15 protein-coding genes and 1 pseudogene are annotated in these 14,455 nt (G+C 51.4%); 8 read left to right on the forward strand and 8 right to left on the reverse strand.

Annotated elements, in window-relative coordinates; genetic code table 11:
• Positions 1–2: 2 nt before the first annotated feature.
• The 6 genes from Q9J32_RS00355 (at position 3) to ftsB (ending at position 4,014) form a co-directional block, all read left to right on the forward strand.
• Complete coding sequence (locus Q9J32_RS00355) at positions 3–524, forward strand: DUF2004 domain-containing protein (RefSeq protein ID WP_301884508.1); 522 nt, start codon at positions 3–5, stop codon at positions 522–524.
• Positions 525–685: 161 nt separating this feature from the next.
• Positions 686–1,069 (forward strand): aspartate 1-decarboxylase, encoded by a 384-nt coding sequence (gene panD, locus Q9J32_RS00360; protein ID WP_301884511.1) that lies wholly within the window; start codon positions 686–688, stop codon positions 1,067–1,069.
• A gap of 21 nt (positions 1,070–1,090) precedes the next feature.
• Positions 1,091–1,933: a 3-deoxy-8-phosphooctulonate synthase gene (gene kdsA, locus Q9J32_RS00365; RefSeq protein ID WP_301884514.1), complete on the forward strand. Its 843-nt coding sequence runs from the start codon at positions 1,091–1,093 to the stop codon at positions 1,931–1,933.
• A gap of 14 nt (positions 1,934–1,947) precedes the next feature.
• A complete protein-coding gene (locus Q9J32_RS00370) occupies positions 1,948–2,388 on the forward strand; it encodes a DUF4149 domain-containing protein (RefSeq protein WP_301884518.1) in 441 nt (146 codons plus the stop codon).
• A 46-nt stretch (positions 2,389–2,434) separates the two neighbouring features.
• A complete protein-coding gene (eno, locus tag Q9J32_RS00375; RefSeq protein WP_301884520.1) occupies positions 2,435–3,721 on the forward strand; it encodes a phosphopyruvate hydratase in 1,287 nt (428 codons plus the stop codon).
• 14 nt (positions 3,722–3,735) lie between these two features.
• The gene (ftsB, locus tag Q9J32_RS00380) at positions 3,736–4,014 is read left to right on the forward strand and encodes a cell division protein FtsB (protein WP_107818950.1); all 279 of its coding nucleotides are present in this window, start codon (positions 3,736–3,738) and stop codon (positions 4,012–4,014) included.
• Positions 4,015–4,054: 40 nt separating this feature from the next.
• Here ftsB and yfaE read toward each other — a convergent pair whose 3' ends face one another.
• From yfaE to nrdA, 5 genes and pseudogenes are all read right to left on the reverse strand, one after another.
• Positions 4,055–4,345: a class I ribonucleotide reductase maintenance protein YfaE gene (gene yfaE, locus Q9J32_RS00385; protein ID WP_107818951.1), complete on the reverse strand. Its 291-nt coding sequence runs from the start codon at positions 4,343–4,345 to the stop codon at positions 4,055–4,057.
• A gap of 16 nt (positions 4,346–4,361) precedes the next feature.
• Positions 4,362–4,469: pseudogene (locus tag Q9J32_RS10150) on the reverse strand (IS5/IS1182 family transposase); the annotation flags it as partial.
• 102 nt (positions 4,470–4,571) lie between these two features.
• Positions 4,572–5,705 carry a class Ia ribonucleoside-diphosphate reductase subunit beta gene (gene nrdB / locus Q9J32_RS00390; RefSeq protein WP_003752662.1) on the reverse strand — a complete coding sequence of 378 codons (1,134 nt, stop codon included), beginning with the start codon at positions 5,703–5,705 and terminating at the stop codon, positions 4,572–4,574.
• Positions 5,706–5,976: 271 nt separating this feature from the next.
• Entirely contained in the window at positions 5,977–6,549 is a 573-nt protein-coding gene (locus tag Q9J32_RS00395; RefSeq protein WP_079874230.1) for a YjaZ family protein, read from the reverse strand.
• Positions 6,550–6,569: 20 nt separating this feature from the next.
• Entirely contained in the window at positions 6,570–8,849 is a 2,280-nt protein-coding gene (gene nrdA / locus Q9J32_RS00400; protein ID WP_301884526.1) for a class 1a ribonucleoside-diphosphate reductase subunit alpha, read from the reverse strand.
• A 528-nt stretch (positions 8,850–9,377) separates the two neighbouring features.
• On the opposite strand from nrdA, the gene Q9J32_RS00405 reads away from it, so the two are divergent.
• Positions 9,378–9,689, forward strand: a complete 312-nt coding sequence (locus Q9J32_RS00405) for a stress response protein (protein ID WP_301673255.1) — start codon at positions 9,378–9,380, stop codon at positions 9,687–9,689.
• A gap of 157 nt (positions 9,690–9,846) precedes the next feature.
• On the opposite strand, the gene Q9J32_RS00410 is transcribed toward Q9J32_RS00405, so the two are convergent.
• The 3 genes from Q9J32_RS00410 to Q9J32_RS00420 form a co-directional block, all read right to left on the reverse strand.
• Positions 9,847–10,614 carry a 1-acyl-sn-glycerol-3-phosphate acyltransferase gene (locus Q9J32_RS00410; RefSeq protein ID WP_301884528.1) on the reverse strand — a complete coding sequence of 256 codons (768 nt, stop codon included), beginning with the start codon at positions 10,612–10,614 and terminating at the stop codon, positions 9,847–9,849.
• 87 nt (positions 10,615–10,701) lie between these two features.
• The gene (gene mutM / locus Q9J32_RS00415; RefSeq protein ID WP_301884531.1) at positions 10,702–11,529 is read right to left on the reverse strand and encodes a DNA-formamidopyrimidine glycosylase; all 828 of its coding nucleotides are present in this window, start codon (positions 11,527–11,529) and stop codon (positions 10,702–10,704) included.
• Between the two features lie 51 nt (positions 11,530–11,580).
• A complete protein-coding gene (locus Q9J32_RS00420) occupies positions 11,581–12,246 on the reverse strand; it encodes a class I SAM-dependent methyltransferase (protein ID WP_301884534.1) in 666 nt (221 codons plus the stop codon).
• A 177-nt stretch (positions 12,247–12,423) separates the two neighbouring features.
• Here Q9J32_RS00420 and Q9J32_RS00425 point away from each other — a divergent pair, with 177 nt between their 5' ends.
• Positions 12,424–14,400, forward strand: coding sequence for a lytic transglycosylase (locus Q9J32_RS00425; protein ID WP_301884539.1), 1,977 nt, complete (start codon positions 12,424–12,426; stop codon positions 14,398–14,400).
• The last annotated feature ends 55 nt before the right edge of the window (positions 14,401–14,455 follow it).

Raw genomic sequence — 14,455 nt, forward strand, 5'->3', positions numbered from 1 at the left:
CGATGCCGTCTGAAGAACACCGTTCAGACGGCATACAATCCCTCCAATCCTCACCAAAAGGAACAATCATGTCGATTTTTCACCCCTATTTCCGACAACTGTCCACCGAAGGTTTTGACGGAGAAGAAGATGTCCTCTGGGAAGACGAGCTGACCGTCAAAGGCAATCTTGTCGAGGTATCCCTGTGGGCAGAAAATGAAAACCGCCTGCCAACCAAAACATTGGATGCATTTGCCGCCTTCCTATCCGAATTGGAAAAAGCCGACAATACTGCACGCGCCGCACTGACGGAATATCTGAAACGGGACAGCCGCTATATCGACTTTCACACCGAAGATACCCAAACAAGCCTTGATGCGGCAAAGTTTGTCCGATCCATGCAGTTGACCTATATCAGCCTATGGGCAGAAAGTCCGGCTTTTGCCGTTATGGATTATATGCCCGCCAATATGGAAAGCGACGAAATCCTTGCCGTCAAACTGCATCTGGACGGCAGCATTTTCTCAATCGATTGGGAGAGTTGAGCCGAATTGCCAATCGGCAAAAATGAAATGCCGTCTGAAAACAGCTTCCCTGCCCGAAGCCTTGCCATTATGAATTTGAAAGAAACTCCACTATAATACGGCATTCAGATTTTCAGACGGCATCACGCCCGTCAGACCGCACACAAACCCAAAGGAAATACATGTTCCGTACTATGCTTGGCGGAAAAATCCACCGCGCCACCGTAACCGAAGCCGATTTGAACTACGTCGGCAGCATTACCGTCGATCAAGACCTGTTAGACGCGGCAGGCATCTACCCCAACGAAAAAGTCGCCATCGTCAACAACAACAACGGCGAACGTTTTGAAACCTATACCATTTCAGGCAAACGCGGCAGCGGCGTGGTCTGCCTGAACGGGGCGGCGGCAAGGCTGGTGCAGAAAGGCGATATCGTCATCATCATGTCTTACGTCCAACTCTCCGAACCCGAAATCGCCGCGCATAAACCCAAAGTCGTCTTAGTGGACAGAAACAACAAAATCCGCGACATCATCTCCTATGAGCCGCCGCACACCGTGCTGTAACCCTGAAAACGGACATTGACCATGGATATTAAAATCAACGGCATTACCGTCGGTAACGATGCTCCTTTCGTACTGTTTGGCGGCATCAACGTTTTGGAAGGCTTGGATTCCACCCTCCAAACCTGCGCGCATTACGTCGAAGTTACCCTCAAACTGGGCATCCCCTATATCTTTAAAGCCTCTTTCGACAAGGCAAACCGTTCCTCCATCCACTCTTATCGCGGCGTAGGTCTGGAAGAAGGCTTAAAGATTTTTGAAAAAGTCAAAGCAGAGTTCGGCATCCCCGTCATTACCGACGTACACGAACCCCATCAGTGCCAACCCGTCGCCGAAGTGTGCGATGTCATCCAGCTTCCCGCATTCCTTGCGCGGCAGACCGATTTAGTGGTTGCCATGGCAAAAACCGGCAAGGTCGTCAACATCAAAAAACCGCAGTTCCTCAGCCCTTCGCAAATGAAAAACATCGTGGAAAAATTCCGCGAAGCCGGCAACGGACAAATAATCCTGTGCGAACGCGGCAGCAGCTTCGGCTACGACAACCTCGTTGTCGATATGCTCGGCTTCGGCGTGATGAAACAAACCTGCGATAATCTGCCGGTCATCTTTGACGTTACCCATTCCCTGCAAACCCGCGATGCCGGTTCTGCCGCATCCGGCGGCCGTCGCGCACAGGCTTTGGATTTGGCACTTGCAGGCATGGCAACCCGCCTTGCCGGCCTGTTTCTCGAATCGCACCCCGATCCGAAACTGGCGAAATGCGACGGCCCCAGCGCGCTGCCGCTGCACCTTTTAGAAGATTTTTTAATCCGCATCAAAGCATTGGACGATTTAATCAAATCACAACCGATTTTAACAATCGAATAACACGGTTTCGCCTTATGATGCAGACTTTCCGAAAAATCAGCCTGTATGCCGCAACCTTGTGGCTCGGTATGCAGATTATGACGGGTTATATCGCCGCACCGGTGCTGTTCAAAATGTTGCCCAAAATGCAGGCGGGCGAAATTGCCGGCGTATTGTTCGACATCCTCTCTTTGAGCGGGCTTGCCGTTTGGGGCGCGGTACTGGCTGCCGCCTTTACCGCCCTAACCCGGCGGCAAACCGCCCTGCTGCTTTTTTTATTGTCCGCCCTTGCCGCCAACCAATTTTTGGTTACCCCCGTTATCGAGGCGTTGAAATACGGGCATGAAAATTGGCTGTTGTCGGTTGCAGGCGGATCTTTCGGAATGTGGCACGGCATTTCCAGCATGATTTTCATGGCAGCCGCCCTACTTTCAGCAGTTTTAAGTTGGCGGCTTTCCGGCAAAAAGGCCGTCTGAAGCCCTCCCATTTTTTACCTCTCTTCACTTCACTTGGAGAACATTCATGAGCGCAATCGTTGATATTTTCGCCCGCGAAATTTTGGACTCACGCGGCAACCCCACAGTCGAGTGTGATGTATTGCTCGAATCCGGCGTAATGGGACGCGCAGCCGTACCGAGCGGCGCGTCCACCGGTCAAAAAGAAGCTTTGGAACTGCGCGACGGCGACAAATCCCGCTATTCCGGCAAGGGCGTATTGAAGGCGGTTGAACACGTCAACAACCAAATCGCCCAAGCCCTCATCGGTATCGATGCCAACGAGCAATCTTATATCGATCAAATTATGATTGAATTGGACGGTACTGAAAACAAAGGCAACTTGGGTGCCAACGCGACTTTGGCAGTTTCTATGGCTGTTGCCCGCGCAGCCGCTGAAGATGCAGGCCTGCCCCTGTACCGTTACTTGGGCGGCGCAGGTCCGATGTCCCTGCCCGTACCGATGATGAACGTCATCAACGGCGGCGAACACGCCAACAACAGCCTGAACATCCAAGAATTTATGATTATGCCCGTCGGCGCAAAATCTTTCTGCGAAGCGTTGCGCTGCGGTGCGGAAATCTTCCACGCTTTGAAAAAACTGTGCGACAGCAAAGGCTTCCCGACTACAGTCGGCGACGAAGGCGGTTTCGCCCCCAACCTGAACAGCCACAAAGAAGCCCTGCAACTGATGGTCGAAGCGACTGAAGCCGCCGGCTACAAAGCAGGCGAAGACGTATTGTTCGCCCTGGACTGCGCATCCAGCGAATTCTACAAAGACGGCAAATACCACTTGGAAGCCGAAGGCCGCTCCTACACCAACGCGGAATTTGCCGAATACTTGGAAGGCTTGGTTAACGAGTTCCCCATCATTTCCATCGAAGACGGTATGGACGAAAACGACTGGGAAGGCTGGAAACTGCTGACCGAAAAATTGGGCAAAAAAGTTCAATTGGTCGGCGACGACTTGTTCGTAACCAATCCGAAAATCCTTGCCGAAGGCATCGAAAAAGGCGTGGCAAACGCACTATTGGTCAAAGTCAACCAAATCGGTACTTTGAGCGAAACCCTGAAAGCCGTCGATTTGGCAAAACGCAACCGCTACGCCAGCGTAATGAGCCACCGCTCCGGCGAAACCGAAGACAGCACCATTGCCGACTTAGCAGTCGCCACCAACTGTATGCAGATCAAAACCGGTTCTTTGAGCCGTTCCGACCGCATGGCGAAATACAACCAACTGCTGCGTATCGAGGAAGAATTGGCAGAAGCCGCCTACTACCCCGGCAAAGCCGCATTCTACCAACTGGGCAAATAAGAAAAGGTTAAGGTATGAAGTGGGTAACTGTCGTTTTATCCTTCGCACTTGTCTGTTGCCAATACAGCCTGTGGTTCAGCAAAGGCAGCATCGGACGCAACAGCAGTCTGAGAGAACAGATTGCCGTTCAAGAAGAAAAAAACCAGACGCTCGCCCTACGCAATCATTCCCTTGCCGCCGAAGTCTATGATTTGGAAAACGGTCAAGAAGCCATTTCGGAAATCGCCCGGGTAGAACTGGGTTATATCCAAGACGGCGAAACCTTTTACCGACTCATCAGGCATAACCGGTAATACCGTCAAAAAGCCGTCCGAACCAATGTTCGGACGGCTTTTATTTCAACAAACGGTCAGACAGCACCTCATCCTCCCCCGCCAAACCGCAATCCAGCCTGACATCCCCCTCGACACAACAGCAGCACGGCAGTATCTCGTCCCGCCCCAAAAAAGCCAAAGGCGGCTCCCGATAAGTAACGCTTCCCTCCAAAATCTTTACCCGGCACGATCCGCAATATCCGCTTCGACACTGATATTCCACCATATGTCCCGTCCGTTCCAAGCCTTCCAACAGGGTCTCACCCTCCAAGAGCTCAAAAAGACCCTTATTCGTACCAATGTGCGCCATTTCCAACCAATCAAAAATATAGTGGATTAAATTTAAACCAGTACGGCGTTGCCTCGCCTTGCCGTACTATCTGTACTGTCTGCGGCTTCGTCGCCTTGTCCTGATTTAAATTTAATCCACTATAAAAGGAACAATAACCGATCCTACCCGCTGTTTTTCCCATCATACAACATACAAATGCCGTCTGAAACATCCGGCTTCAGACGGCATTTTTTCAAAAAAACGTTTACAACTCAAAATCTCCCAAATCATCCGTATTCACTTCAGAATCAATCTGACCGATCAAGTAAGAAGATATTTCCACTTCCTGCGGCGCGACCTGTACGTTGTCGGACGACAGCCACGCATTAATCCACGGAATCGGGTTTTGATTTGCGCCTTCAAATCCGGCCGGCAACCCCACCGCCTGCATACGCAGATTGGTAATATATTCGACGTATTGGGATAAGATTTCTTTGTTTAAACCAATCATCGAACCGTCTTTAAACAAATATGCCGCCCATTCTTTTTCCTGTTCCGCCGCCTTTTTGAAGAGTTGGAAACATTCGTCCTGCAACTCGGCGGCAATCTCCGCCATTTCAGAATCATCGACACCAGAACGCATCAGATTAAGCATATGCTGCGTGCCGGTCAGGTGCAGGGCTTCGTCGCGGGCAATCAGTTTAATGATTTTGGCGTTGCCTTCCATCAACTCGCGCTCGGCAAAAGCAAACGAGCAGGCAAATGAAACGTAGAAACGGATGGCTTCCAACACGTTGACACACATCAGACAGAGATAGAGTTTTTTCTTCAACCCGCGCAAAGACACGGTAACGGGTTTGCCGCCGACATTGTGCACCCCTTCGCCCAACAGGTTGTAATACTGGGTGTATTCGATTAAGTCATCGTAATAGCAGGCGATGTCTTCGGCGCGGGCGGTAATATATTCGTTTTCGACAATATCATCAAACACGACCGACGGGTCATTCACAATATTGCGGATGATGTGGGTATAGCTGCGCGAGTGGATGGTTTCGCTGAAGCTCCACGTTTCAATCCACGTTTCCAGCTCGGGAATCGAAACCAAAGGCAGCAAGGCAACATTCGGACTGCGCCCTTGGATGGAATCAAGCAAAGTTTGGTATTTCAGATTGCTGATGAAAATATGCTTCTCGTGTTCCGGCAGGTTGGCGTAGTCGATACGGTCGCGCGACACGTCGATTTCTTCCGGCCGCCAAAAAAACGACAGTTGTTTTTCAATCAGTTTTTCAAATACCTCGTATTTCTGCTGGTCATAACGGGCAACATTCACCGGCTGACCAAAAAACATCGGCTCTTTCAGCGCGTCGTTTTTGGTTTTGGGAAAGGTGCTGTATGACATGACTAGGTGTTCGCAGGACATGGCTGTTTTCTCAGGTTGATTTAAATCTAAAAGTAGGATAGGCGACTTCTAGGCTATGCAAAGCATATGGGTTGTCTGAAAATTTTTATTTTGAGCCTTATTGCAATCGTGGTACAATTTGTCTCAACAAAACGCATGAGCAGGCATGAAACCATTTCAGCGTTTGTCCGACCTTTTTAGGCTACTAGCCCAAGAGCAGTTATAAAGCGAAGCCTGTACTGACAACCCTTGCTTTTAAGTGAGGGTTGTTTCACTTTGGGCGTTTGATTCTCTTATTGACCAATGTATTATGTAATAACACAAAGAAACCGACCGGTTTTCTCCTTACTTTTGTTCCGTGATTTTCTTTGTAATCCCCATCCCGTATATATGCACTATTAATGTAAATATGTACATCATGTTTTGGAGATTTGGCTCTTTGAAGTGAAAAGTAAATTTCATAATCTACTTTTTTACCGTTTTTATCCGTTACTGATATGGTCAGAAACTTATCATCAGCCGAAGTAAAATAACATTTGTTTCTACTAATTTCACGCATAATTTGCGGCAACATTTTTGAAACCTGATAACGTTCGAAACAAAAAATTCGTGTTTCTTTAGCCGTTATATACTGCAATGCAGGTTCAATATCTGATAACGTTTCTCCCTTACGTTTATTTTCACCTCTTGTAAAACAATGTGTACTAAACTCGATAATACAGCGGTATCGTTTTTCCGCCGTACCATCACTTTTAGCAGGTTGAATATAGTCACAAGAAAACGCAGTTAAATGCGTTAGATCATATTCAATACCTTGATAATCAAATTTAGGAAAGGCTTTCAATTACTTCACCAAAGCCCTTATCAAATCTTACAAGCCCCGCCTGCGCAGCCGTCATCCTGAATATCGGTCTGCGTATCGTCCGCGCCGTCGCGGGTGTTGTGGTAGTACAGGGTTTTGACGCCGTATTTGTAGGCAGTCAGCAGGTCTTTGAGCATTTGTTTCATGGAAACTTTGCCGCCTTCGAATTTGCCCGGGTCGTAGGCGGTGTTGGCGGAAATCGCCTGATCGACGAATTTTTGCATCACGCCGACAAGTTTCAGGTAGCCTTCGTTGCCGGGAAGCTGCCACAGGGTTTCGTAGGCATTCTTCAGGGCTTCAAACTCCGGCACGACTTGTTTCAGGATGCCGTCTTTCGACGCTTTGACCGTTACCAGTCCGCGAGGCGGCTCGATGCCGTTGGTGGCGTTGGCGATTTGCGAACTGGTTTCAGACGGCATGAGTGCGGTTAGAGTAGAGTTGCGCAGGCCGTATTTGACGATGTCGGCGCGCAAGCTTTCCCAGTCGTAATGCAAAGGCTCGCCGCAGACGGCATCCAAATCTTTTTTGTAGGTGTCGATGGGCAGTTTGCCTTGCGAATAAACGGTTTGGTTAAAGAGCGTGCACGCGCCGTATTCTTTGGCAAGGTTTACCGATGCTTTGAGCAGGTAATACTGCATGGCTTCAAAGGTACGGTGGGTCAGACCGAGCGCGGAGCCGTCGCTGTAGCGGACACTGTTTTTCGCCAGATAATAAGCATAGTTGATGACGCCGATGCCGAGCGAACGGCGGCCCATAGTGGAGGTACGCGCTGCCTCTACCGGATAACCCTGATAATCTAAAAGTGCATCGAGCGCGCGAACGGTCAAATCGGCAAGCCCTTCCAACTCGTCCAAGTTGTTCAACGCGCCCAAATTGAAGGCGGACAGGGTACACAGGGCGATTTCGCCGTTCGGATCGTTGATATTGTCCAGAGGTTTGGTCGGCAGTGCGATTTCCATGCACAGGTTGGACTGGTGCACGGGGGCGACACTCGGATCAAACGGGCTGTGCGTATTGCAATGATCGACGTTTTGAATGTAAATGCGCCCTGTTCCGGCACGCTCCTGCATCAGTGTGGAAAACAGATCGGCAGCCGGAATAATGCGCTTGCGGATGTTCGGGTCTTGCTCGTATTTCGTATAGAGCCGCTCAAATTCGTCTTGGTCGGCAAAAAACGCTTCGTACAATCCCGGAACCTCGTTGGGCGAAAACAGCGTAATATTGCCACCCTTAATCAGGCGGGTATAGAGCAGGCGGTTGATTTGCACGCCGTAGTCCAATTGACGGATGCGGTTGTCTTCCACGCCCCGGTTGTTTTTCAACACCAGCAGGCTTTCGGCTTCGATGTGCCACAAGGGATAGAACAAGGTTGCCGCGCCGCCGCGCACGCCGCCTTGCGAACAGGATTTGACCGCCGCCTGAAACATTTTGAAAAACGGGATGCAGCCGGTATGCCGCGCTTCGCCGCCCCGGATTTCGCTGTCCAAACCGCGGATACGTCCGGCATTGATGCCGATACCCGCGCGTTGGGAAACGTATTTCACAATCGCGCTGGTAGTGGCGTTGATGGAATCCAGACTGTCGTCGCATTCAATCAGCACACAGCTTGAGAACTGGCGCGTAGGTGTACGCACGCCGCTCATAATCGGGGTCGGAAGCGATACTTTAAATGTGGAAACGGCATCGTAAAACCGTTTGACGTAACCCAGGCGCGCCTCTTTCGGGTATTTGCTGAAAAGGCACATCGCCACCAAAACATATAAAAACTGCGGCGTTTCGTAAATCTGGCGGGTAACGCGGTTCTGTACCAGATATTTGCCTTCGAGCTGTTTGACAGCGGCATAGGAAAAGGACATATCGCGTTCGTGGTCGATATAGGCGTTCAGCTCGTCAAATTCTTCACGGCTGTAATCCTCAAGGATATGCCTGTCGTATTTTCCGGCATCGGTGAGCTTTTTAACGTGATCGTAGAGATGGGGCGGTTCAAAATCGCCATAGGCTATTTTACGCAGATGGAAAATCGCCAGGCGCGCGGCAAGGTATTGGTAGTCCGGGGTATCTTCCGAAATTAAATCGGCAGCGGCTTTGATGATGGTTTCGTGGATGTCGTCGGTGCGGATGCCGTTGTAGAACTGGATGTGCGATTTCAACTCGACCTGCGACACGGAAACATTTTCCAATCCTTCCGCCGCCCAAGTAACGACACGGTGAATCTTATCCAAATCAATGGCTTCCAATCTCCCGTCTCGTTTGGTTACTTTCAAATCAGTCGGTGTATTCATCGCTTCCTCTTCCACTCTTGATATTCAAGACACGGCCTTTTCAAATAAATTAAGGCAGACAATATAGTGGATTTTTGGCATTTTCTCCAGTCTTGACAACGGTTGCATTTTTCAGTTTCAGGCAATGCGCGATAAAATCCGCCTGTCGTATTTTTCCTATAATATTTGTTTTATCTGATAATTCTTTACCGATAAAAAACGGGTAAATTTTTTGCCTTTTGACCGGCTCCTGCTACAAGGCGATGAAATAAGGATTTTCCGACGGAAAAGGAAAGCTTCCGGTTTTCTGCCCTTGTAAATTGTTAAATTTTGCAAAGTATGATTTTGCCGCGCCTCCGCCGACAAATTCCATTTTCTTACCGATTGGAATTTATTATTGAGATTAATGTGTTATTTGAATCTGTATATCAAACGGCAAGTTTTGCCGGGTGAACGAGTCTGAAACTGCCGACAGTTTGCCCGTTCCATCCTTCCATCCTATACTGGAAAGAATTGCAAACTGAAAGGGTCGTCATGTCTGTCAAAAAAATGCTTGCTATACTGTTGTCTGCAATATTGGGACCGGTATCGGCAACTGCCGCTGCCGGTACGTCAGAACCCGCCCACCACCATACCAAACATATCCGCAAGGCAAACAAGCAGATGCTGCACCCCGAATGCAGGAAATATTTGGAACGCCGTGCCGCGTGGTACCGATTGCAAGGCAACGTGCAGGAATTGCGAGAAAACAAAAAGGCGCGCAAAGCATTCCGCTCCCTGCCTTATAAGGAACAGAAAACCCAATGCCGGGCGGCTTATGAGGCTTTCGATGATTTCGACGGCGGCAGATTCCGCCGTTAATCCCATATAAAATATGCCGTCTGAACACAGGTTCAGACGGCATTTTCCATAGATACAACAAACTATCCTTACGCCATTTCGTTTGAGATACTCCCGTTGCCGCAGCCTTAACGCATCCGCAAAAGCGAATCATACCGCCACATTCCGGCAACCGGTTTCAGACGGCAACATCCGCATCGCCGGCGACAACGGCACGGATGCTTTCTTCGATTTTATCCTTTAAAGTATAACGGTCTTCGCTTTCCGCCGCGTCCGCCACGCAAACGAAATCGACTTTGATGGTCAGTTTTTTCATGGACACGATGCGCCACAGGCAGGTCGGCAAACCGACATCGGCATACGACGGACGGGCCGTCCTTTTTCCCGTTTCGTCATAATAACGCAGCGCGACCGCCAAAACCTTTGCCCCCGCGTCGATGGCAGATTGGAACAGCGCGGCTTTAAACGGCAGGAGCCCCAAGCCCGAAGAAGTCCGCGCCTCAGGGAAAAAACTGACGTTTTGACCGCGTTGCAAGGTTTCGCAGACGGCGCGGTTAATCGGTTCGATGTCGCGCCGCGAATTGCGGTTGATGAACACCGTTCCCGCGTTCTGCCCCATCTTGCCCAATACCGGCCAGCTTTTGATTTCCTGCTTGGCGATAAAGCTGCTCGGATAAACCGCGCTCATCGCGAAAATATCCAGCCAGGACACGTGGTTGGCGGCAACCAAGACACCGTTCGGATGTTCAGGTGCGGGCCTGCCCACCTCCAATCCGATATCCAAAGCCGCCAAAGCCCCCCTGCCCAATTCGATTACCGCCCGATTGCGCGACTCTAGACAGCCGCCGTCAATACCGCGCAGGTTTTTGCCGGTTTTTAACAGCCAGACCGTCAAGCGGCACAAGCGGCGCAGACGTGTAAAAAATGAAGCTTTATTTGAAGACATGAGCAATTCTTTTCCGATAATCGGTGTTTGTTGTTGAAACGTTCGGACGGCATACCGATAAAATGCCGTCTGAAACCGTTTTCAGCCCTATTTCTGACAGTTCGGGCAATAAAACGTGCCGCGCTGCCCCAAAGTTTCTTTCACAATCAAGCCGCCGCACCGGGGACACGGCTGATTGTGCCGCCCGTACACCGTATATTCCTGTTGGAAGTAGCCGCTTTTGCCGTCGCTGTCCACAAAATCCCTCAAGGTGCTTCCGCCCGTTTCAATGGCGCGCCGCAACACCGCTTTGACGGTTTCAACCAAAAGCGCGCACTCTTTCTTTTTCAGGCGGTTGGCAGGACGGCGGGGCGAAATGCCCGCCCTAAACAGGCTCTCGTTGGCATAAATATTGCCCACGCCGACCACGACGGCATTGTCCATCAGGGCAAGTTTGACCGCCCGTTTCTGCACCTTCAGCCCCGCATACAGATAATCCGTGCAAAATGCCTCCGACAAAGGCTCCGGCCCCAGTTTTTCCAACAGCGGATGATGTTCTTCGATTCCCTCATACCAAAGTATCGCGCCGAACTTTCTCGGATCGCGGTAACGCATGACCGTGCCGTCTGAAAACACAATATCGACGTGATCGTGCCTGTCCGGCCTGCCGATACGTCCGTCCGACGGCGTAAAAATCCGCAAGCTGCCCGACATTCCCAAGTGAATCAGCAGTATGCCCGTTTGAAAGCGGATAAGCAGGTATTTCGCCCGCCTGCCGCAGGACAAAACCTGCCGGCCGGACAAAATCTCCCCCAAATCGGGATTGACCTGCCAGCGCAGCTTCGATTGGCGCAATATCACGGCTTCCACCGTTTTCCCTTCAATATGCGGCGCGATGCCGCGCAACGTCGTTTCCACTTCCGGCAATTCCGGCATAATCCCTCCCGACATTTCTTCTGACAGATGCCGTCTGAAAGACGGTTGTCCCTAATCCGCAACCCTTGCCGCACCCGCCGCAAGGGCTTTGCCGCCCAAATACCCGTCCCACGCGGGCAGGGGCGTTACGCCCGCCGCCCTTTTGACCAAAACCAAACCGTACACTGCGGCACACTGCGGCCACCAACGGTCGCCCGCCTTTTCCATAAACTGCCAAAAGCGTATTTGCCCGAGCGACGAAACAGGCGGCAGATACACCATAAATTTCCCAAATTCAATATCGAAACCGACATCCGCAAGCTGCCTTTTCAACCCGGGCAGCGGCAGACAAAACCGTTTCTCCGGCAGGCGTTTGCCGTCAAACCAATGGCCGAATCCCCAAAGCGAATACGGATTGAAACCCGTCAGCATCAAGCGTCCGGACGGTTTCAATATCCGGTGCGCCTCGGACAGGATTTGCGAAGGAACACCGCCTTCAAGCGTATGGGGGAAAAGCAGCATATCCGCAGAAACATCCGCCAAAGCCATATTTTCCGCCGACATCGACATATCTCGCGGCACACAGACAACATCTTCAGACGGCATCAGCCACCTACCGCCCACCTGAACCGCACACATTCCCGAAAAACGGTATGAATCCAGATACCGCCCGAAGAAGTCCTGTTCCAATTTTGCAACATACCGCCCCATCGCCGTATCTTCAAACCATGCATCCATATTGCGTCCGTTTCAAACAGATTGCCTACCGATATTCTATTCCAAACAGAGTTTCTGTCAAAAAACACATCGGCCGCCCATTTCCGAATCCGCATAAAGTTCCTGTAAAACTTGACGCTTTTTCAGTCAAACAGTACCATCGGACGATAAAATATGTTTATTCCGCCGATATAAATCATGTCCAAACTCAAAACCATCGTCCTGACTGCCTCGGGCCTCTCCGTCTGTTCCGGTCCACTGTACGCCCAAAACACCTCTTCACACCAAATCGGTTTGGCGATTATGCGCTTAAACTCTTCAATACTCGACCTGCCCCCGACAAAACAATATTTCCAATCGGGTAGCCTGTGGGGCGAGCTGCGCCAAGGCTTCCGGATGGACGAAGTCAATCCCGAACTGGTGCGCCGCCACGAAAGCAAATTCATCGCAAGCCGCAGCTATTTTGATAGGGTCGTCAACCGGAGCCGACCCTATATGTACCATATCGCCAACGAAGTCAAAAAACGCAATATGCCCGCCGAAGCCGCCCTGCTTCCCTTCATCGAAAGCGCGTTCGTTACCAAAGCCAAATCGCATGTCGGCGCATCGGGCCTGTGGCAGTTCATGCCCGCTACCGGCAGACATTACGGCTTGGAAAAAACACCGGTTTACGACGGCAGGCACGACGTTTACGCCGCCACCGATGCCGCACTCAACTATCTGCAATACCTCTATGGACTGTTCGGCGACTGGTCTCTTGCCTTTGCCGCCTACAACTGGGGCGAAGGCAACGTCGGACGCGCCATCAACCGCGCACGGGCTCAAGGTCTCGAACCGACCTACGAAAATCTGCGTATGCCCAACGAAACGCGCAACTATGTCCCCAAGCTGCTCGCCGTGCGCAACATTATTGCCACCCCCCAATCTTTCGGCATGAATATCAGCGACATAGACAACAAACCCTATTTTCAGGCAGTCGAACCGGACCGCCCCATCGATAACGAAGCCATCGCCCGGCTCGCCGGCATCACGCAAAGCGAGCTGCTCGCCCTGAATCCGGCATTCAACGTCCCCGCGTTCATCCCCAAAAACAAACGCAAACTGCTGCTTCCTGCCGCGTCCGTCCAAACCTTCCAAAGCAACTACCTCAACGCCGCGCCCGACAGCCTGTTTTCATGGGAAGTCTATACGCCTGCCGCCAAAACCAGCCTGTCCGACATATCGACGGCAACCGGCATGAGCGTTGCCGACATCAAACGCCTCAACAACCTGAACGGCAACCTTGTCAAGGCGGGACACAGCATCCTGATTGCCAAAACCGGCGCAACCCTTCAGACGGCATCGGAGTCCGTTGCCGCCATCGACATCGACGACACGCCGGACACCTACCTCTCCAATATGCCGGCAGGGATGATGAATATCAGCCTTGCCCAAGCACGGCTCGCCGCCGCACAGACAGCGGACATTACCGTCGCACCTTTGCCGCAGAAAACCGTTCGTACGGAACCCGATCCCCTTGTCCGTATTGCCGAACCTGCCCTTGCGACAGCCGCAGCGCAACCTCAAACCGAAAAACAGACCGCCATGCCGTCTGAAACCCAAACCGCAACACTCGCGCAGATCATCCCCCAAAACGACATGCAGGCGGCAGACGAACTCATGCAGCTTGTTGCCCGAAACAACCTACGCCGGCAGGCTGAAGAAACCATCTCCGCCGTCATCGGCACGCCTGACACAGTTGCCGAACACAACATTTCCTCATCTCCGCAACATACCGTTGCCGCCGACGGCAAACGCCGGGCACGTTTGGAAACGCGCGTAGCCAAAGCTGCCGACGGCGAAGCCGAAATCTCCCCGCTCCATGCCAGCATCCACCGCGTTGTAGAAGGCGACACCCTGTTCAACATTGCCAAACGCTACAACGTCAGCGTAGCCGACCTGATTGTCGCCAACAACATCAAAGGCAACACCATCCAAAAAGGACAGGTACTCCGCCTGGCGCAGGCAGCCCCCGCCCAAACCCGTATTGAAAAAGTATCCTACACCGCGCGCAAAGGCGACACCTTCAAAAGTATCGCCGTGCGCTTCAATATCCATATCGACGACATCCGCCGGCTCAATCCCAACCTGAACACCATCAATCCGGGACAGAGGGTCAAACTGATTGGAAGCTGATTCGGATACGGCACATGACAGGACTTTCTCAGTCCTGTCTTTTTCATCTCACATT

It is taken from the genome of Neisseria uirgultaei (genome assembly GCF_962719845.1).
Lineage (GTDB): Bacteria > Pseudomonadota > Gammaproteobacteria > Burkholderiales > Neisseriaceae > Neisseria > Neisseria bergeri.